The following is a 17,130-nucleotide window of genomic DNA, read 5'->3' on the forward strand; positions in this document are numbered from 1 at the left end:
CGCTTGCGGGGAAAGGGTCCCCGCTCTTTGCCCGACAAAGCAATCCCGGAGCCGGTAGTCAGGAGGAAGCGGCCCGCCGAGCCTCCCAGCCCGTGCGCACCATCTCGTCGACCGTGTAGCGCATCTTCCAGTCGAGGTCGCGTGCGGCGAGCTCGCCGGTGGCGACGATGCGGTCGGGGTCGCCGGCGCGGCGCGGTCCGATCTCAGGGGTGAAGTCGATGCCGGTGACGCGAGCCATGGCATCCATGATCTGTCGCACGCTCAGGCCGTCGCCCGAGCCGAGGTTGTACGCCGCTTCGATCGGCTCTCCCGCGGCGAGGCGCTGCGCGGCGGCAACGTGGGCCGCTGCGATGTCGCCCACGTGCACGTAGTCGCGCACGTTGGTGCCGTCTTCGGTGTCGTAGTCGTCGCCGTTGATGCGGGGGGTCTCACCGGCGATGAGCTTCTCGAAGACGATGGGGAACAGGTTGTGCGGGCTCACGTCGTACACCGCCGGATCAGCGGATCCCACGACGTTGAAATAGCGCAGCGAGGTGTGGCGCAGCGGCTTCTCGGACTCGGCGGTCGCCACGGCCTGGTCGCGCAGCAGCCATTCGCCGATGAGCTTCGACTCGCCGTACGGGCTTGCCGGCCTCTTCTCGGTGTCCTCCACCACGAGCGGCGCATCGGGAGTGCCGAACACGGCGGCCGACGAGGAGAACACGATGTTCGCGACACCAGCGGCCTGCATGGCTTCGAGAACTACGCGGGTGCCCTCGACGTTCTGCGCGTAGGTGTGCAGAGGACGCTGCACCGAGACGCCCGCGTACTTGAAACCGGCGACATGGATCACGCCGGTCGCCCCGTGCTCGCGGAGCGTCTTCTCGATCAGGTCCCGATCGAGGATCGAACCTCGGACGAACGGCACGCCCTCGGGAACGAACGATGCCACACCGCTGGAGAGGTCGTCGATGACGACGGGGGAGAGCCCGGCATCCGCCAGCGCCCTGACGACGTGCGATCCGATGTAGCCGGCGCCGCCGGTGACGATCCAGGACATGCTTCTCCTTCAGAACGGTGGAGGTGGAGTGGTTATTCTCTCAGGCGTCGCGCTGCGCGCCGGCCGAGGGCGTCACCGTGAAGAGGTGGGGGGCGGCGAATCCGGATGCTGCGAACGCGGCGTTCACGGCATCCGACACCGTGGCCACGGCATCCGCCTCGATGAGAGCGATCGCCGCTCCGCCGAATCCGCCGCCCGTCATCCGAGCGCCGAGGGCGCCCGCCGACAGCGCCGCCTCGACGGCCGCATCGAGCTCAGGGACGGAGATCTCGAAGTCGTCGCGCATCGAGGCGTGCGAGGCGACGAGCAGGTCGCCGATCGCGCGCGCGCCCTGCTCGCGCAGCACTCGCACGGTGTCGAGCACGCGCTGGTTCTCGGTGACGACATGCCGCACGCGGCGGAAGGTCACGTCGTCCATGAGCGTCTCGGCACGAGACAGGTCGCCCACCGACACGTCGCGCAGTGACGGCACGCCCATGATCGCGGCGCCCCGTTCGCAGGCCGCGCGGCGCTCGCCGTAGCCGCCGGTGGAGTGCGCATGCTTGACGCGTGTGTCCATCACGAGGATCGCGAGCCCCGCTTCGGCGACGCCGAGCGGCACGAGCTGCGCCTCGAGCGACCGGCAATCGAGGAAGATCGCGGCATCCGGCTCGCCGAGCATCGAGGCCATCTGGTCCATGATCCCGGTAGGGGCGCCGACGGCCTCGTTCTCGGCTTTGCGCCCGATGCGGGCGAGGGCTGTCTTGTCGAGTCCGGCGTTCCACAGGTCGTTCAGAGCGGATGCCGTCGCCCCCTCGATCGCGGCGGAGGAGGAGAGCCCCGCGCCGACGGGCACGTCGGAGGCGATCGCGATGTCGATGCCGGCTCCCGCGGCGCCTGCAGCCTCGGCCAGCGCCCAGGCGACGCCGAGCGGGTAGGCGGCCCATTCGGGCACCGCGGGTTTTCCTTGCGAACTGGGTCCCTGAGCCTGTCGAAGGGTCGGGAAAAGCGTGCCCAGCTCATCGAGGGCGACCTCGACCGGCTCGGCGGCGAACGTCGAGGCCACGCGCACGCGGCCGATGCCGTCGTCGCGGACGCCCACAGCGGCGACCGTGCGATGCGGGATCGCGAACGGCAGCACGAAGCCGTCGTTGTAGTCGGTGTGCTCGCCGATGAGGTTCACTCGCCCCGGTGCCGACCAGAGGCCGTCAGGCGTGCGGCCGGTCAGCTCGGTGAACAGCTCCGTGGCGGTGTCGTGGATGTCGCTCATGCGTGTGCTCTCTCGACGGCTTCGCGGATGCGGGCTGCGCCCTGCTCGGGGGTGACTTCTGCGGCCCAGGCCCACATGGCGGCCTCGGATCCGGCGAGGAACTTCAGCTTGTCGGCGGCACGACGAGGGCTGGTCAGCTGCAGGTGCAGGCGCACGCTGTCGCGACCGACGTTGACGGGGGCCTGATGCCAGGCTGCGATGTACGGGGTCGGCGTCTCGTACAGTGCGTCGACGCCGCGCAGCAGGCGCAGGTAGAGGGGAGCGAGCTCGTCCCTCTCGGCCTCCGTCGTCTCCGCGAAATCGGGTACGTGGCGGTGCGGCATCAGGTGCACCTCGAGCGGCCAGCGCGCCGCGAACGGCACGAACGCCGTCCAGTGCTCGCCCTGGAAGACGACGCGCTCCGAGCCCTGCTCGAAGTCGAGGATGTGCTGGAACAGGTCGGGTGCCGTGCGGTCGATGCTGTCGAGCAGTCGGGTGGTGCGCGGGGTCACGTAGGGGTACGCGTAGATCTGGCCGTGGGGGTGCGGCAGGGTCACGCCGATCGCCTCGCCGCGGTTCTCGAACGGGAACACCTGCTCGATCCCGGGGAGCTGCGAGAGGGCCGCGGTGCGGTCGGCCCACGCTTCGATCACGGTGCGAGCCCGGGTGACGCTCTGGGTGCCGAAGGAGCCGGAGTGCTCCGGACTGAAGCAGACCACCTCGCAGCGGCCGACCGAGGTGCGGGTTCGACCGAGGCCGAGCGCGGCGAGGTCGTCGAGGCCGCGCGGCGGGTTGCTCGCCGCCGGAGCACCTCCGGTCGCCTCCGCGAGTGCGGGGCCGAAGGCCGGCGACTTGTTCTCGAACACGGCGACGTCGTAGAGCGACGGCACCTCGGAGGGGTTCGTCGGCGTCTGCGGAGCGAGCGGGTCTGCGTCGGCGCTCGGCATCATGACCCGGTTCTGGCGATTCGCGGCGACCGTGATCCAGTCGCCGGTGAGCACGTCGAGTCGCATGGTCGCCGACTCGGGACGCGGATCGAGGATGCGGGCGTCGACAGAGCGCTCGGCATCGAGCGTGGTGTCCGGGTCGTCGTAGTAGATGAGGTCGCGGCCGTCGGCGAGAGTCGTGGCGCGCTTGGTGACGCCGGCAGAGAGCGTCTCGATCGGCGTGTCGGAAGGTTCGTGCGTGTTCACGTAAACATGGTCGCACAGCACCGTGATAACGTCAACACGGAAAGGGGCACGCGATGAGCATCGACGATCTCGGTATTGACCCGGTGGAGCCACGACGACGCCGCGCGGCAACCGGTCGGGTCTCGATGGCGATGGTCGCCGAGCGGGCCGGGGTGTCGGGGCAGACCGTCTCGCGCGTCGTGAACGACAGCCCGCGCGTCGATCCCGATACTCGGGCGCGAGTCGAGAAGGCCATGGCCGAGCTCGACTACCGCCCGCACCGCGCCGCCCGCGCCCTGCGCACTGGTCGTTCGCAGACCATCGGACTCGTGGTCACGACCCTCGCCACGGTCGGCAACTCGCGCATGCTGCAGGCCACGGCGGAGGCCGCGGCCGAGCGGGGCTACGCGCTCACACTCGTCACCGCGTCGCACGGCGTGGCCTCGGCGTTCCAGAGCCTCGCCGAACAGGAGGTCGACGGCGCGATCGTGCTGAACGAAGCCTCCGCGCAGGTCGCGACGGCTGAGCGGCCGAGCGGGCTGAGGCTCGTCGTGGTCGATGCCGCCACGGACGCGGGATTCGTCGCCGTGCACAGCGATCACGCAGGCGGAGCCGCCGCCGCCACCGCCCATCTGCTCTCCGCGGGGCACGCGGTCGTGCATCACCTCGCCGGGCCCGTCGACTCGTTCGCCGCCGCCGAGCGCGAGCGCGGCTGGCTCGAGACGCTCGCCGCCGCGGGGGTCGATGCGCCCGAGCCCGCTCGCGGCGACTGGAGCGCCGAGTCCGGTCATGCGGCGGGCGACGCGCTGAGCGCGGCATCCGCCGTCTTCTGTGCCAATGATCAGATGGCGCTCGGCCTGTTGCGTGCCCTCGCCGAGCGCGGCCGCCGGGTACCAGAGGACGTCGCGGTCATCGGCTTCGACGACGTGCCGGATGCCGCGAACTACCGACCACCGTTGACGACGATCAGGCAGGACTTCACCGCCCTCGCGCAGCGCGCGGTCGACGCGCTCGTGAACGAGATCGAAGGGGCGGGTGCGGCCTCAGGCCCTGTGGTGGTGCCGACGACCCTGGTCGAGCGCACGAGCACTCGCTGACCCGCAACTGCGCGCGCCGATGCGGCGTCGGCGTCAGAGCTGGGACTGCACCCAGACGAACGCGTGATTGATGTCGTCGTCAGTGTTCGTGATCGTCAAGCGCTCCATGAGCACTCTCGGGTCGATCATCCCGGCCTCGATGAGATCGCCGACGAACAGCCGGTCTTTGTCGCGGTTGGCGATGATCTTCGCCACGCAGAGGTCATGCGGATCGAGACAGAGCCCGAGCACCTCGACACCATCACGCAAGCGGCGAGCGGGCACTTCGACCAGGCGTTCTTCCCACCCCTGCGGAAGAGTTGCGGTCTTGCGTCCCACACCGTCCACGTAGAACCCGTGCGTCTGGTGGAACTCGCTCATCTCGCCGATCACGTCCAGTCGGCGCGCGAGAGTCTCGGCATCGTCATCCGACACCGGAAAGATGTCGATCTCAGGGGAGAGCGTCGCGGATGTCGGAAGCTCGTTCTCGCCCCAGGTGCCGAGGACCGATTGGCTTCCGATGATGATGATCCTGTCGGATTGCACGATCTCGCACGCGGCTCGGATCGCGTGCTCGAGCTCACTCCGCTGCATTCGAGTACACGCGATCCAGGATCATGCGACGCTCATCCTGCCCCAGAACGCTGAGGAAGACGGTGGTGTTGCGCATGTCCATGCTGTGCTCGTCCTCGCCGATGAGAAGCTCTCGAAGGTGTCGCGTGTCAGACCGCTCGAGCGCCGCCACCCATTCATCGATCAGTTCGACGGCCCCGCCGTGCGCATGCTGTCGAACCTTCGAGGCACCATGCAGACCACTGATCGTGACGTAAACGGGCGTCTCAGCCAGATGCTCGGCGACGGCTTCGTGCAGGGCCAGGCTCGTGTAGAACTTGCGATCGCGTCTGACGGACATGGCGGGCCTCCCTGCTCTCATTATGCGCGACTTGAGTGCATCCCGGGCCGTCTGTCCGCCTATGCGTGACTGACTGGGGCCGTCGATTCGCGTGCATGCAGCGTCGGGCTCAAAGTGACCCGGTGCACAGGGCGCGAGGGATCGGCGAGACGCCGGGCGAGCAGATCGACCGCCGCAGCGCCGACCGCACCGCGTGGCGGGCTGACTGCGGTGAGCGCCGGGGTGAACAGCTGGGCGACCTCATCGTCGTAGGCGATGACGGACAGGTCCTCCGGCACCGCGAGGCCACGGTTGAGAGCGATGTCGATGAAGGCCATCGCCGCGGGGTCGGGGTGGATGAGCAGCCCGGTCGCGCCCTTCTCGAGCGCGGTGTCGATCGCGGCGTTCACGGCCGAGGTGAAGCCGGGGACGTTGCGATCGGGGATCAGGCTCTCGAAGTGGGCGTCGGCGCCCAGTTCGAGTTCCTCGCACGCAGCGGCCCACCCCTTCACGACCTTGCGGCCGGTGGGGGAGTCGCGCGAGACGATCAGGCCGAGCCGTCGGTGGCCCAGTTCCGCAAGGTGTCGGGCAGCGAGCACGGCGCCGAACGCGTGGTCGGTCGTGACGCTCTCGACCGGTTCTCGCCCGGGGAGCACGACCGCATCGCGCTCGACGAACACGCTGGGGATGTCGGAGGAGGCGAGCCACTGCACCACGTCCTGCGCGTGGGCGGCGTCGGGGTTCGGGGCCACGATCAGGCCCCGGATGTCATCCGATGCCACGAGGCGCTCCAGGACCGGTCGCTCGTCCTGCAACTCGTACGAGGCCCCGCGGAGCACCAGGCGCAGGCCCCGGCGCTGCGCCTCAGCCTCCATGCCGCGGAAGACGCCGGGCCAGTAGTACGCGAGCGAGGGGACCAGCACGGCGATGGCTCCGCCGGTCGCTGGGGCGGCGACCCCGGCCTGGGCGGGGGCGGATGCCGGCACTGCTCCGCCGTGCACCCGCTCGAGCCTGCCCTCCTCCTCGAGCTGCTGCAGATCTCGACGAAGGGTGACCGGGGCGACACCGAGTTCTTCGGTGAGCTGCGAGACCCGGACGATCCCGTCGCGCGCCAGAGCGGCGAGGATGTGCGCATGGCGCGCCGGCGCCAGGGGCACGTGTTGCTGATCGGTCATGGAATCAGCATAGCTGATCGAAAATGATCGAACACGATTAATTCGAGAGTTGTCTTGATCGAAACAGGATGATAATCTCCAAACGATCGCGAACGGAGAAGCGCCGGACGCGTCCATCACAGCAGTGTTCAAAGGAGAAGTCTGTGGCGATCGTGCCCCCCGGCGAAGCGGCGAAGAGCCTGCACGTCGACGCGGAATGGACCCGTGACGATCTCGTCGCCTACGCCGACGGACTGCTCGCGGCTGTTCGCCCCTGGGCATCGGAGAACGGTGCGCGCATCACTCTCCCGGGTGCATCGGGCGGCTACGGCGTCGACGTCGACGGGCTCGAGGGGTTCATGCGCACGCTTCTGCTCGCGGGCTTCCGCATCACGGGCGCGCGCGGCGAGGGCGTCGACGACCTGATCGACTTCTCCTCGCGGGGCATCGTCGCAGGCGTCGACCCCGACGGGGCCGACCGCTGGGTGCGCCTCGACGAGCATGCACAGGCGAAGGTCGAAGCCGCCTCCCTGGCGCTCATCCTCGACATGACCCGTCCGTGGATCTGGGACCGCCTCGACGGGCTGACCCAGCGGCGGGTGATCGACTATCTCGCCCCGGTGGTCGGAGACGACACCTACCCGCGCAACAACTGGCTGTGGTTCCGCGTCGTCGTGCAGACGTTCCTGCGATCGGTGGGCGGCCCATGGTCGCAGACCGACATCGACGACGACCTCGCGCTTCACGACTCCTTCGTGCGGGAGGGCGGTTGGATCTGCGACGGAGACGAACGCTCCTACGACCACTACGTCGGGTGGGCGCTGCACCTGTACCCCGTGCTGTGGGCGCGCATGCAGGGAGCGGCCGCACTCGCGAAAGGCCGGACCCCGGACGACGTCGCGCGTCTCGACGCCTTCCTGCAGGATGCGATCGCTCTGGTCGGAGCCGACGGCTCACCGCTCATCCAGGGTCGCAGCCTCGTCTACCGCTTCGCCGCGGCCGCCCCCTACTGGGCCGGCATCATCGCCGAGGTGCCGTCGGTTCCCGCAGGTCAGTTGCGTAGAGCCGCATCCGGCATCGTCCGCCATTTCGCGGCGCACGGCGTCCCGAACCGCGACGGGCTGCTCGACCTCGGCTGGCACGAGGAATGGCGTCGCCTCGCACAGAACTACTCGGGCACCGGCTCTCCCTACTGGGCGGCGAAGGGGCTTCTCGGCCTCGCCCTGCCCGAAGACCACCCGGTGTGGTCTGCTCCGCAGGCGCTGCTCCCGTCCGAGACCGCCGACACTCTGCGCGTCGCCCTCTCTCCGGCATGGATCATCTCGACCACCGCGGATGACGGCATCGTGCGGGTGATCAACCACGGCGCCGATCACGCGCACCCCGGCAACCTCGTCGGCGACTCGCCCCTGTACGCTCGCCTGGGCTACTCGACTGCCGCGAGCCCGCTGCTGAACGGCGACGCCTGGGCCGAGCCGCTCGAGCAGTCGGTCGCGCTTCTGCACGCCGACGGCCGCGCGAGTCATCGCGCCGGCATGAGCGTGAACGGCATCCGCATCGACGAAGACGCCGCGATCGCCGGGTCCACCGCGACCGCGCACTGGATCGCCCCGGCCGCCACACAGACCAGGCACGGCTCCGGCATCACGGGTGAGGTCGAGATCGCCGGCACCGTCACGACGTGGTCGATCGTGCGGGGTGCATGGGAGGTCCGCCTCGTGCGCATCGACACGATCGAGGAGGATGCCGCAGCCACCGCGCTGCGCATCGGCGGCTGGGCGATCGCGGCCGACGCCGTCGAGGTCTCGGTGTCTGACCGACGCGCCGCCGCGTTCACCGACGACCGCTGCAGCACGATCGTCGCACTCACGCCGGGAGGTGCGGCGTCGACCGAGTCCCGCCGTGACGCGAGCCCGCTCGGCGCCGCGGCATCCGTCCCCGTCCTCACCTACCCGGTCGCGACCGGCGAGTGGATCGCCTCGGCGCTGCACCTGTCGGACCGTGTCCCGGAATCCGACCCTTCCGTCCGCATCGACGGCGCAGACGCCGTCGTCGCCTGGCCCGACTCCACCACCACCACGCACCGGCTCGTCTGAGCCGGACGCACCTACCCGCAATTGCAAAGGAGCAGTACCCTCATGAACCGCAAGATCCTCGCCGCCGGCAGCATCGCCGCAGTCGCGGCCCTGGCCCTCGCCGGCTGCTCGGGCGGCACCGATGCCGCTGAGAGCGCCGACCCCGACGCGCCCATCACTCTGACGCTCTCCGGGTGGAGCATCGACACCACCCCGGAGTTCCAGACGCTCGCCGACGCCTTCACGAAGGAGCATCCGAACGTCACGATCGAGCTCAAGGAGTACGACGCCGCCGAGTACAACACTCTCGTCACCGCCGACCTCGCCGCCGGGTCCGGCCCCGACATCATCACCCAGAAGGAGGTCAAGTACGTCACCACCTTCCAGGAGGGCGGTCAGCTTCTCGACGTCTCCGACGTGAAGCTCCCCGACGGCATCAGCGGCGCCGACTCCTACAAGGTCGACGGCGCCTCGTATGCGGTGCCCTACCGGCAGGACTCCTGGGTGCTCTTCTACGACAAGGATCTGTTCGACGCAGCAGGCGTCGAATACCCGGACGGCTCGTGGACCTGGGACGACTACGCCGACGCGGCTGCGGCCCTGACCACCGACACCGTGAAGGGCGCGTACCTGCACCGCTGGCAGTCCACCGTGCAGGGCTTCGCGAACGCGCAGACCGGCACCAGCGTCCTCGACGGCGACTACGGCAACTTCAAGGACTACTACGACAACACGCTGGCGCTGCAGGACGCAGGAGACCAGGTCGACTTCAACACCTCCACCGCCAACCAGCTCACGTACCAGGGTGAGTTCGGCACCCAGAAGGCCGCGATGATGCTGATGGGCACGTGGTACACGGCGACCCTGATCGCGCAGCAGGCGTCGGGAGACGCGAACGACTTCGAATGGGGCATCGCTCCCGCACCGCAGCTCGACGCCAAGACCGCGGGCACCGACAACACCCCGGTGACCTTCGGCGACCCGACCGGCTTCGGCATCAACGCGAACATCGACGGCGCGAAGGCCGATGCGGCCAAGCAGTTCCTCGAGTTCGCCGCGTCGGAGGAGGGCGCGCAGGCGCTCGCCGAGATCGGCATCACTCCGGCTCTGACGAACGACGCCGTGGTCGACAGCTACTTCGCCGTCGAGGGTGCGCCGTCCGACGAGCTCTCGAAGTTCGCGTGGTCCACCCACAAGGTCCTCCCCGAGAACCCGACGTCGAGCAAGACGGCGACGATCCAGGGCATCCTCGCAGACCTGCACACCGCCGTCATGTCGGGCTCGGCGTCGATCGACGACGCGATCAAGACGGCTGAAGACCGCGTGAAGAACGAAGTCGGCTGATCCTCTCGGGGGCCGGCCGACGGTCGGCCCCCGAGCAGGCACCCCGCGCCGCACACAGGAGACGAGAGACATGACCATCACCGAGGCCCCGCCCCACGGCACGGACGTGCGGCCGGCCACGCCGCCCCGGCGCCGTTCGGCGCTGCGTCGCCGCAACGCACTGATCGGCTGGAGCTTCATCCTGCCGAATTTTATCGGATTCGGGTTCCTCACCCTGCTGCCGGTGCTGATCCTCTTCTACATGGCGTTCACGAACTGGAACGTCTTCGGCAAGGCCGACTGGGTGGGGTTGGCGAACTTCCAGCGCCTGGTCGGCGACGGCAGCTTCCGCATCGCGTTCCTCAACACGCTGTACTACTCGGTCATGCACATCCCGCTGACGATCGTCGTCTCGCTGGGACTCGCGCTGCTGCTGAACAACAAGCTCCGCGGTGTCGCCTTCTTCCGCACCGCCGCGTTCTTCCCCTACATCACCTCGATCGTCGCGATCGCCGTCGTGTGGAATCTGCTCTTCAGCCCCGACTACGGACCCATCAACGAGATCCTCCGCACGATCGGCATCTCCTCACCCCCGGGGTGGCTCACCTCGTCGGAGTGGGCGATGCCCGCAGTGGTCATCGTCAGCACCTGGCGCGACATGGGGTACTACATGATCCTGTTCCTCGCGGGGCTCCAGACCGTGCCGCGTGAGTTGCACGAGGCAGCCAGGGTGGACGGTGCGAGCGTGTGGCAGCGCTTCGTCAACGTCACGCTGCCGTGCCTGCGGCCGACGATGTTCTTCGTCACCGTGATGCTCACGATCAACTCCTTCAAGATCTTCGACCTGATCCTCGTGATGACCGACGGCGGCCCCGGGCAGTCGACGCTCGTCCTGTCGCAGTTCATCTACAAGAAGGGCTTCGAGGAATCGCAGTTCGGCTACGCATCCGCGGCGGCCGTCGCACTGTTCTTCCTCTGCATCCTCGTCACCATCGGCCAGTTCCTCTGGAACAAGAAGCGGAGCGCATGATGACCGAGACACAGGTTCTCGTCACCGGGGGCACGCTGCGAAAGCTCAGCGCGCCCGCCCCCGCCGGCCGCGTGCGCGCGGGTCGCACCGCCGGACGCATCGTCGGCTACATCGCCCTGATCATCGCGGCCATCGGCCTGCTCGCCCCCTTCGCCTGGATGGTGATGAGCTCGCTGAAGAACGCCAACGAGGTCTTCTCCGTGCCCGTCGTCTGGGTGCCCGAGACGTTCGTCTGGCAGAACTACGTCGACATCTGGACGAAGTCGAACATGCTCGTCTGGATCCGCAACACGCTGTTCCTCGCGGTCAGCGTCACCTTCCTCCAGGTGCTCACCGGGTCGTTCGCCGCCTACGGCTTCGCCCGCATGCGCTTCGCCGGCCGCGACATCCTGTTCCTCGCCTACATCGGCACGATCGCGGTGCCGTGGCAGTCGTACATGATCCCGCAGTTCATCCTGCTGTCGAACCTCAAGGTCTCGAACACGCTGTGGGCGATCATCCTGCTGCAGGCGTTCGGCGCCTTCGGCGTGTTCCTCATGAAGCAGTACTACGAGACGATCCCCGAGGAGCTCAGCGAAGCCGCCCGCCTCGACGGGCTCAGCGAGTACGGGATCTGGCGTCGCATCATGCTGCCGCTGTCGATCCCGGCGATCGCGAGCCTCACCCTGCTGACCTTCGTGAACACCTGGAACGACTATCTCGGGCCGCTGATCTATCTGCGCAACCCCGATCTGTGGACGATCCAACTCGGCCTCAAGAGCTTCGTCTCGAATCTGTTCGACACCAACTACGCGCTGCTGTTCGCAGGTCTGACGATCTCGGTCCTGCCGATCGCGATCATCTTCCTGCTCGGCCAGAAGTACTTCGTCGAGGGCATCGCCACCAGCGGGATGAAGGGCTGACCGATGACACGCATCTCGCACGACACCTGGGCCACGATCCTGGGCGTCGTCTACCTCGGCCTGATGACGAACTTCCTCGTGCTCGTCGCGGCGTCCCCGGTCGTGGTGCTGCTGATCACGACCGACCCGGGACTGTCGTGGCCGTTGCTGGCTCTCGCCGCGCCGCTGTCAGCCCCGGCGCTGACAGGCGCGTTCGCCGCGTTCCGCGAGTTCGGACGTGGTGAGCCGCAGGTGGTGCGGTCGTTCCTGCGCGGCTGGAGGGCGACCTGGCGCAAGGGGATGCTGATCGGCGCCGCGGCCGCGGCATCCGTCGTCGTCCTGCTCGTCGACGTTCGCGCGGTGGCGGCGCTGCCGGCATCCGTCGTCGTGGTCCCCGTGCTCGCGCTTCTCACGGTGATCGCCGTGGCCACGGCACTCGTCGCCCTGGTCGCGCTCGCCGAGGCGCCGCAGGCGCGCCTGCGCGACATCGTCAAGGCGGCGCTCTACCTGAGCGTGCGGCGCTGGTATCTGACCGCGCTCTCGTTCGCGGTGCTGAGCGTGCAGTTCGCGCTGTTCACTACCATGCCCGCGATCGCGATCGGGCTCACCTGCGCCCCGGCGCTGTACGTGGCTTGGGCGAACGGCCGCTACACGCTGCGCCCGGTGCTCGATCTCGAAGAGGTGCGCGCGTGAGGGTGCGCACGGCGATGAGTCCCGAGGTCTTCGATCTGCTGTTCGACGCCCCCCGCCTCGAGCGCCTGCGCGCCCTCACCTCGTCTGCGCCGCTGCCGATCGACGACGGCGACCTCGCAGACACCGAGATCCTGCTGACCTCGTGGGGCGCGCCGCGACTCGACGCCGACCTGCTCGACCGCATGCCGCGGCTGCGCGCCGTGGTGCATGCCGCGGGGAGCGTGCAGGGTCTCGTCTCCGATGAGCTCTGGGAGCGCGGCATCACCGTGACCTCGGCGGCCGATGCCAACGCGGTGCCCGTCGCCGAGTACACGTTCGCGTCGATCATCCTCGCGTTCAAGCGCGCCTTCGTGCACATGCGCACGCCCGCAGAGGTGCTGGGTTGGGGCGACCTGGTGGGCTCGCCGAAGTATGGCAGCGTCGGCCGCACGGTCGGCATCGTCGGCTTCTCGCGGATCGGGCGACGGGTGGTGAGGATGCTGCGCCAGCTCGACGACGTGCACATCCTCGTGTCCGACCCCTTCGTCCCGCCGGAGGTCGTCGCCGCCGCAGGTGCCGAGCTCGTCTCGCTCGAGACGCTGCTCGGGCGCGTCGACGTGCTGTCGCTGCACGCCCCGGCGCTCCCCGAGACCCACCACATGATCGGCAGACCGCAGCTCGCGACCCTGCGCGACGGCGCCACCGTGATCAACACGGCACGCGGTTGGATCCTCGACCACGACGCCCTGTTCGACGAATGCGCCTCAGGGCGACTGGACGCCGTGCTCGACGTGACCGAACCCGACCCGCTGCCGGCGGACTCACCGCTGCGGGCGCTGCCGAACGTCGCGCTCACCCCGCACATCGCAGGGTCCATGGGCACCGAGGCGCGCCGGCTCGCGGACTCGGCGCTCGACGACGTCGAGACGCTGCTGCGTGGAGGAGCTCTGTCGCAGGTGATCACGCAGCCCGACATGGAGCTCAGCGCGTGAACACCGCCCCGGTCGATCCGCAGGAGTTCTCGCCCTGGAGCTTCTGGCGCGACGCCGACTCCGAACGACAGGAGGCGCAGCGTCGACGTCTGCGGGCTCTCGTCGACGGGCGCGCCGATCGCGAGCTCGGCGCGCAGTGCTTCGTCTCCGATCTGGCGTCCGTCGATCACGACGTCCTCCGGCTCGGTGACCGCACGTACATCGCGGCCGGGGCGTACCTGACCGGCGAGCTCGTCACCGGCGCCGATTGCAGCATCAATGCGTACACCGTCATCCGTGGCCGAGTGACCCTGGGCGACGCCGTGCGCATCGGCGCCCACACCTCGATCCTCGGCTTCAATCACTCGATGGAGCCGGGCACGCCGGTGTTCCGCCAGCCTCTGACGGCGCAGGGCATCACGATCGGCGACGATGTCTGGATCGGTTCGCACGTCGTGATCCTCGACGGCGTCACCGTCGGCTCGCATTCCGTGCTGGCGGCCGGCGCGGTCGTCACCAAGGACGTTCCGGCCGGCGCGATCGTCGGCGGAAATCCTGCGAAGTTCATCCGCTGGCGTGTCGAGCCGGCGAGCGGCCCCGCGTCGGTTGCTGCCGCTGGTCTGGCGGAGCGCGTCGCGCAGTTCGGCGCCCGCGCACGCGGCGAGGCCGCCGCGATCCTCGACCGAACATGGAACGAAGAGCGGATGCTGTTCGCCGACCGTCCGGGTGCTGCCCCCACGGTGCGCGCCCAGGCCGACGCGATCGAGATCGCGGATCTGCTGCTCGGTGCGGTGCCGCCGCAGCGCCAGCGATCCGAGCACATCGCCCTCCTGCAGGGGTGGCAGAACGCCGAGACCGGCGCGGTCGCGCCGCTCGGGCCTGACGGCCGGCAGCTCGAGGGCCTGGACTTCTCGCATGACGACGTCGCCTATCACGTGCTGAGCGTGGGATACGCGCTCGAGCTGCTGGGCTCCGAGTTCCCCGCGATGCTCACCTGGGTCACCGACGCGACGCCGCAACGGGTCGTCGATCTCTGCGAGAGCCTGCCGTGGGACAGTGACGCCTGGACGTCCGGTCACCACGTCGACGCCTTCGGGACTGCGCTGCTGTGGGAGAAGAGCGCAGGAGCGGCAGTGCTGGCGGGTGTCGAGGAGGCGCTGTTCGGCTGGCTCCTGTTGAACGCGGATCCGCACACGGGAATGTGGGGGTCGGCGACGCCCGACCGCGGTCTGCTCCCGATCGTCAACGGCTTCTACCGGGCCTCGCGAGGCACGTTCGCCCAGTTCGGAGTTTCCGTGCCGCATCCGGAGCGCGTGGTCGACACGGTCCTCCGCCACGCGCGCGAACCCCGCTGGTTCTCACCGGGTGCACGTGACGCGTGCAACGTGCTCGACATCGTGCATCCGCTCTGGCTCACCCGCGGCACGGGGCACCGCGCGGCGGAGGTGCAGGAGCTCGCGACGAGTCTCCTGTCCGACGCTCTGCGAACGTGGGTCCCCGATGCGGGCTTCTCCTTCCGCGAGCCGTCTCCGGTGAGTCAGGGGTTGGTCGCGACCGAGCCCGGGCTTCAGGGCACCGAGATGTGGCTCGCGATCGTGTGGTATCTCAGCGACCTGCTCGGCATCTCGGACGCCGTCGGGTATCGACCGCGCGGCGTTCATCGACCCGAGCCCGCGGCCGGTCTCGGCCGGACGCGGGGCCTCGACGAGGCGCCTCGCGGCGGGGCCGGAATGGCATGAGCGGCGGGGCGGAGGCCGGCGGCCGGACGTCCGGCGGTCTGATCGAGCGCGGAGCCCTGCGAGGGATCTGGCAGGCGGCGCACGCAGACGACCTGCCGGTTATGGTTCCGTCAGTCTCCGACCGCGAGGGCTGGAAGTCGATCGCTCCCGAGGCCCGCGACCTGATCCTCGCGGCCGCCGATGCGGAGAGCGGCACGCCGTGGATCCTTCCTCGACTGTCGCAGTGGTCGGCCTTCGGACGGACAGGCGACCGCCGCGCATACGAGGACGTCGACTTCGCGCACAAGCGCCGCATCCGCCTGGCCGTTCTCGCCGCGGGGATCGATCCCACGTCGGCCCGGGTGTTCGAGGCCGCCGACGGCCTGTGGACTCTGTGCGAGCAGTCCACCTGGTGCTGGTCCGCACACGACGACTCGTTCTCCCGCGGGCTGATGGCCACCGACATCGCCCGCCCGTATCTCGATCTGGGGGCGGGGGAGGCCGCGGCGCTCGCCGGATGGGCGGCCCTCGCCCTCGGCGACGCGCTCGAGACCGACGTGCCGGGTCTGATTCCACGACTGCGATCGGAGGTCGAACGCCGCATCCTGTCGCCCCTGATGGATCGCCACGACTGGTGGTGGGAGAACCGCGAGATCAACAACTGGCTGGCGTGGATCGTCGGCAATGTCATCCCCGCCGCCCTCGTTTTCACCGACGGAGAACGCCGTCGGCAGGTGCTCGACAGATGCGTCGACGGCGTCGATCGATATCTCGCGCAGCTTCCCGCAGACGGCGGCATCGACGAGGGGTTCGCGTACTGGTGGCAGGGAGCCGGGCGTGCCTTCGACGCCCTGGCGCTTCTGGACACTTTGTCTGCAGGGGCGATCGGTGCCGAGATCGCCGAGGGAGCACTCGGCGGCCTGCGCGAACTCGCTCGCTTTCCCGAGCGGATGCTGCTGGGAGACGACTGGGTCGCGAGCTACTCCGACGCCGAAGCGCGCATCGGCGCCGATGCGCCCTGGCATTCGCTGTTCCGCGCCGCCCGCCTGTGCGGCCTCGACGACACGGCCGCCTTCGCCGCCGGCCGACGACGCGAAGGAACGATCCTCGGGTTGGAGGCTGACACGATCGGCGGGATCGGGCGCATGGTCGCCGAGTCGTTCGATGCGCGATGGAGGGCGACGGCACCGCGTCGGGCGCCCTTTCCCGCGCAGGTCGAGTTCGCCTCGATCGCCGTCGGCATCCGGCGCGAGCATGCGGGCGACAGCGGCGGGCTCGCCGTCATCGCCAAGGCGGGGCACAACGCCGAGAGCCACAATCACAACGATCTCGGATCCGTCGCGGTCGCGGTGGACGGCGTCCCGCTGCTCGCCGACCTCGGCCGAGGCGTGTACACGGCCACGACGTTCTCGGATCAGCGGTACTCCCTGTGGCACCTGGGCAGCGCATGGCACAGTCTCCCGCACCCGCACGGGCTCGAGCAGCAGCCTGGCCGACAGTGGGAGGCGCCGATGAGGTCGCTCGACGACGGCTGGTCGATCGACCTGAGCGCGGCCTATGCGTGGCCGCTCGGCGCCGATCGTCAGTGGACGCGGGAGATCCGCCTCCGCGACGGCGAGGTCATCGTCCGCGACCAGGGCGTCGCGGTCGGCGCCGAGGGCACCCGCATCTCGGTCGTGTGCGCCGGGGTCCCCGAGCGGATCGATGGCGGCATGCTCGTGCCGGGACGGCACGGATCGCGTGCTCTTCGGCTGACCTACGACGCTGCCGAGGTCGAGATCGCATCACGATCGACCGACGATCCGCACCTCGAGGCGTCGTGGGGTGCCGTGGTGTCGCGGATCTTTTTCACGCCGTTTCCCGGAGTCACGTCGTGGGAGATGCGCGCACGGGCCTGAC

Annotated in this window: 15 protein-coding genes; 9 read left to right on the forward strand and 6 right to left on the reverse strand. The window is 69.2% G+C overall.

Annotated elements, in window-relative coordinates; genetic code table 11:
* Window positions 1-58 precede the first annotated feature (58 nt).
* The 3 genes from galE to galT are packed head-to-tail and all read right to left on the reverse strand — an operon-like array spanning window position 59 to window position 3,460.
* Window positions 59-1,039 (reverse strand): UDP-glucose 4-epimerase GalE, encoded by a 981-nt coding sequence (gene galE / locus ACI3KT_RS00735; RefSeq protein WP_404901849.1) that lies wholly within the window; start codon window positions 1,037-1,039, stop codon window positions 59-61.
* A 40-nt stretch (window positions 1,040-1,079) separates the two neighbouring features.
* Entirely contained in the window at window positions 1,080-2,288 is a 1,209-nt protein-coding gene (galK, locus tag ACI3KT_RS00740) for a galactokinase (RefSeq protein ID WP_404901852.1), read from the reverse strand.
* Window positions 2,285-3,460 (reverse strand): galactose-1-phosphate uridylyltransferase, encoded by a 1,176-nt coding sequence (gene galT, locus ACI3KT_RS00745; RefSeq protein WP_404901853.1) that lies wholly within the window; start codon window positions 3,458-3,460, stop codon window positions 2,285-2,287. The genes galK and galT overlap by 4 nt, the downstream gene beginning before the upstream one ends.
* Before the next feature lie 125 nt (window positions 3,461-3,585).
* Between galT and ACI3KT_RS00750 the strand changes: the two genes are divergently transcribed.
* Window positions 3,586-4,536, forward strand: a complete 951-nt coding sequence (locus ACI3KT_RS00750; RefSeq protein ID WP_404902309.1) for a LacI family DNA-binding transcriptional regulator — start codon at window positions 3,586-3,588, stop codon at window positions 4,534-4,536.
* A 33-nt stretch (window positions 4,537-4,569) separates the two neighbouring features.
* Here the strand turns inward: ACI3KT_RS00750 and ACI3KT_RS00755 are convergent, their stop codons facing one another.
* From ACI3KT_RS00755 to ACI3KT_RS00765, 3 genes are read right to left on the reverse strand one after another with little or no spacing between them, the layout of a single operon-like run.
* Window positions 4,570-5,109, reverse strand: coding sequence for a DUF6036 family nucleotidyltransferase (locus ACI3KT_RS00755; protein WP_292910936.1), 540 nt, complete (start codon window positions 5,107-5,109; stop codon window positions 4,570-4,572).
* The gene (locus ACI3KT_RS00760) at window positions 5,096-5,428 is read right to left on the reverse strand and encodes a hypothetical protein (protein ID WP_292910938.1); all 333 of its coding nucleotides are present in this window, start codon (window positions 5,426-5,428) and stop codon (window positions 5,096-5,098) included. The genes ACI3KT_RS00755 and ACI3KT_RS00760 overlap by 14 nt, the downstream gene beginning before the upstream one ends.
* 59 nt (window positions 5,429-5,487) lie before the next feature.
* Window positions 5,488-6,582, reverse strand: coding sequence for a substrate-binding domain-containing protein (locus ACI3KT_RS00765; protein ID WP_404901855.1), 1,095 nt, complete (start codon window positions 6,580-6,582; stop codon window positions 5,488-5,490).
* Window positions 6,583-6,725: 143 nt separating this feature from the next.
* Here ACI3KT_RS00765 and ACI3KT_RS00770 point away from each other — a divergent pair, with 143 nt between their 5' ends.
* The 8 genes from ACI3KT_RS00770 to ACI3KT_RS00805 all read left to right on the forward strand — a co-directional run bounded on the left by ACI3KT_RS00770 (window position 6,726) and on the right by ACI3KT_RS00805 (window position 17,129).
* A complete protein-coding gene (locus ACI3KT_RS00770; protein ID WP_404901856.1) occupies window positions 6,726-8,657 on the forward strand; it encodes a DUF2264 domain-containing protein in 1,932 nt (643 codons plus the stop codon).
* A 42-nt stretch (window positions 8,658-8,699) separates the two neighbouring features.
* The gene (locus tag ACI3KT_RS00775; RefSeq protein WP_292910944.1) at window positions 8,700-9,980 is read left to right on the forward strand and encodes an extracellular solute-binding protein; all 1,281 of its coding nucleotides are present in this window, start codon (window positions 8,700-8,702) and stop codon (window positions 9,978-9,980) included.
* Between the two features lie 70 nt (window positions 9,981-10,050).
* The gene (locus ACI3KT_RS00780) at window positions 10,051-10,989 is read left to right on the forward strand and encodes a carbohydrate ABC transporter permease (protein WP_292910946.1); all 939 of its coding nucleotides are present in this window, start codon (window positions 10,051-10,053) and stop codon (window positions 10,987-10,989) included.
* Entirely contained in the window at window positions 10,986-11,891 is a 906-nt protein-coding gene (locus tag ACI3KT_RS00785) for a carbohydrate ABC transporter permease (RefSeq protein WP_292910948.1), read from the forward strand. Before ACI3KT_RS00780 ends, ACI3KT_RS00785 begins: the two co-directional genes overlap by 4 nt.
* A 3-nt stretch (window positions 11,892-11,894) precedes the next feature.
* Window positions 11,895-12,563, forward strand: coding sequence for a DUF624 domain-containing protein (locus ACI3KT_RS00790; RefSeq protein WP_404901859.1), 669 nt, complete (start codon window positions 11,895-11,897; stop codon window positions 12,561-12,563).
* Window positions 12,560-13,534 (forward strand): hydroxyacid dehydrogenase, encoded by a 975-nt coding sequence (locus tag ACI3KT_RS00795; RefSeq protein WP_307298998.1) that lies wholly within the window; start codon window positions 12,560-12,562, stop codon window positions 13,532-13,534. The genes ACI3KT_RS00790 and ACI3KT_RS00795 overlap by 4 nt, the downstream gene beginning before the upstream one ends.
* Window positions 13,531-15,252, forward strand: coding sequence for an acyltransferase (locus ACI3KT_RS00800; protein ID WP_404901862.1), 1,722 nt, complete (start codon window positions 13,531-13,533; stop codon window positions 15,250-15,252). The genes ACI3KT_RS00795 and ACI3KT_RS00800 overlap by 4 nt, the downstream gene beginning before the upstream one ends.
* The gene (locus tag ACI3KT_RS00805; protein ID WP_404901864.1) at window positions 15,249-17,129 is read left to right on the forward strand and encodes a hypothetical protein; all 1,881 of its coding nucleotides are present in this window, start codon (window positions 15,249-15,251) and stop codon (window positions 17,127-17,129) included. Before ACI3KT_RS00800 ends, ACI3KT_RS00805 begins: the two co-directional genes overlap by 4 nt.
* Window position 17,130 lies beyond the last annotated feature (1 nt).

Origin of the sequence: Microbacterium sp. ZW T6_19 (genome assembly GCF_044987465.1) — a bacterium.
Taxonomy (GTDB): domain Bacteria; phylum Actinomycetota; class Actinomycetes; order Actinomycetales; family Microbacteriaceae; genus Microbacterium; species Microbacterium natoriense_A.

Excerpts from the sequence above, each read along its gene's own strand:
- ACI3KT_RS00775 (WP_292910944.1), top strand. The coding sequence starts at position 8,700 with ATGAACCGCAAGATCCTCGCCGCCGGCAGCATCGCCGCAGTCGCGGCC.
- ACI3KT_RS00790 (WP_404901859.1), top strand. The coding sequence starts at position 11,895 with ATGACACGCATCTCGCACGACACCTGGGCCACGATCCTGGGCGTCGTC.
- ACI3KT_RS00780 (WP_292910946.1), top strand. The coding sequence starts at position 10,051 with ATGACCATCACCGAGGCCCCGCCCCACGGCACGGACGTGCGGCCGGCC.
- galE (WP_404901849.1), bottom strand. The coding sequence starts at position 1,039 with ATGTCCTGGATCGTCACCGGCGGCGCCGGCTACATCGGATCGCACGTC.
- ACI3KT_RS00760 (WP_292910938.1), bottom strand. The coding sequence starts at position 5,428 with ATGTCCGTCAGACGCGATCGCAAGTTCTACACGAGCCTGGCCCTGCAC.
- ACI3KT_RS00750 (WP_404902309.1), top strand. The coding sequence starts at position 3,586 with ATGGCGATGGTCGCCGAGCGGGCCGGGGTGTCGGGGCAGACCGTCTCG.
- galK (WP_404901852.1), bottom strand. The coding sequence starts at position 2,288 with ATGAGCGACATCCACGACACCGCCACGGAGCTGTTCACCGAGCTGACC.
- ACI3KT_RS00805 (WP_404901864.1), top strand. The coding sequence starts at position 15,249 with ATGAGCGGCGGGGCGGAGGCCGGCGGCCGGACGTCCGGCGGTCTGATC.
- ACI3KT_RS00765 (WP_404901855.1), bottom strand. The coding sequence starts at position 6,582 with ATGACCGATCAGCAACACGTGCCCCTGGCGCCGGCGCGCCATGCGCAC.
- ACI3KT_RS00785 (WP_292910948.1), top strand. The coding sequence starts at position 10,986 with ATGATGACCGAGACACAGGTTCTCGTCACCGGGGGCACGCTGCGAAAG.
- ACI3KT_RS00755 (WP_292910936.1), bottom strand. The coding sequence starts at position 5,109 with ATGCAGCGGAGTGAGCTCGAGCACGCGATCCGAGCCGCGTGCGAGATC.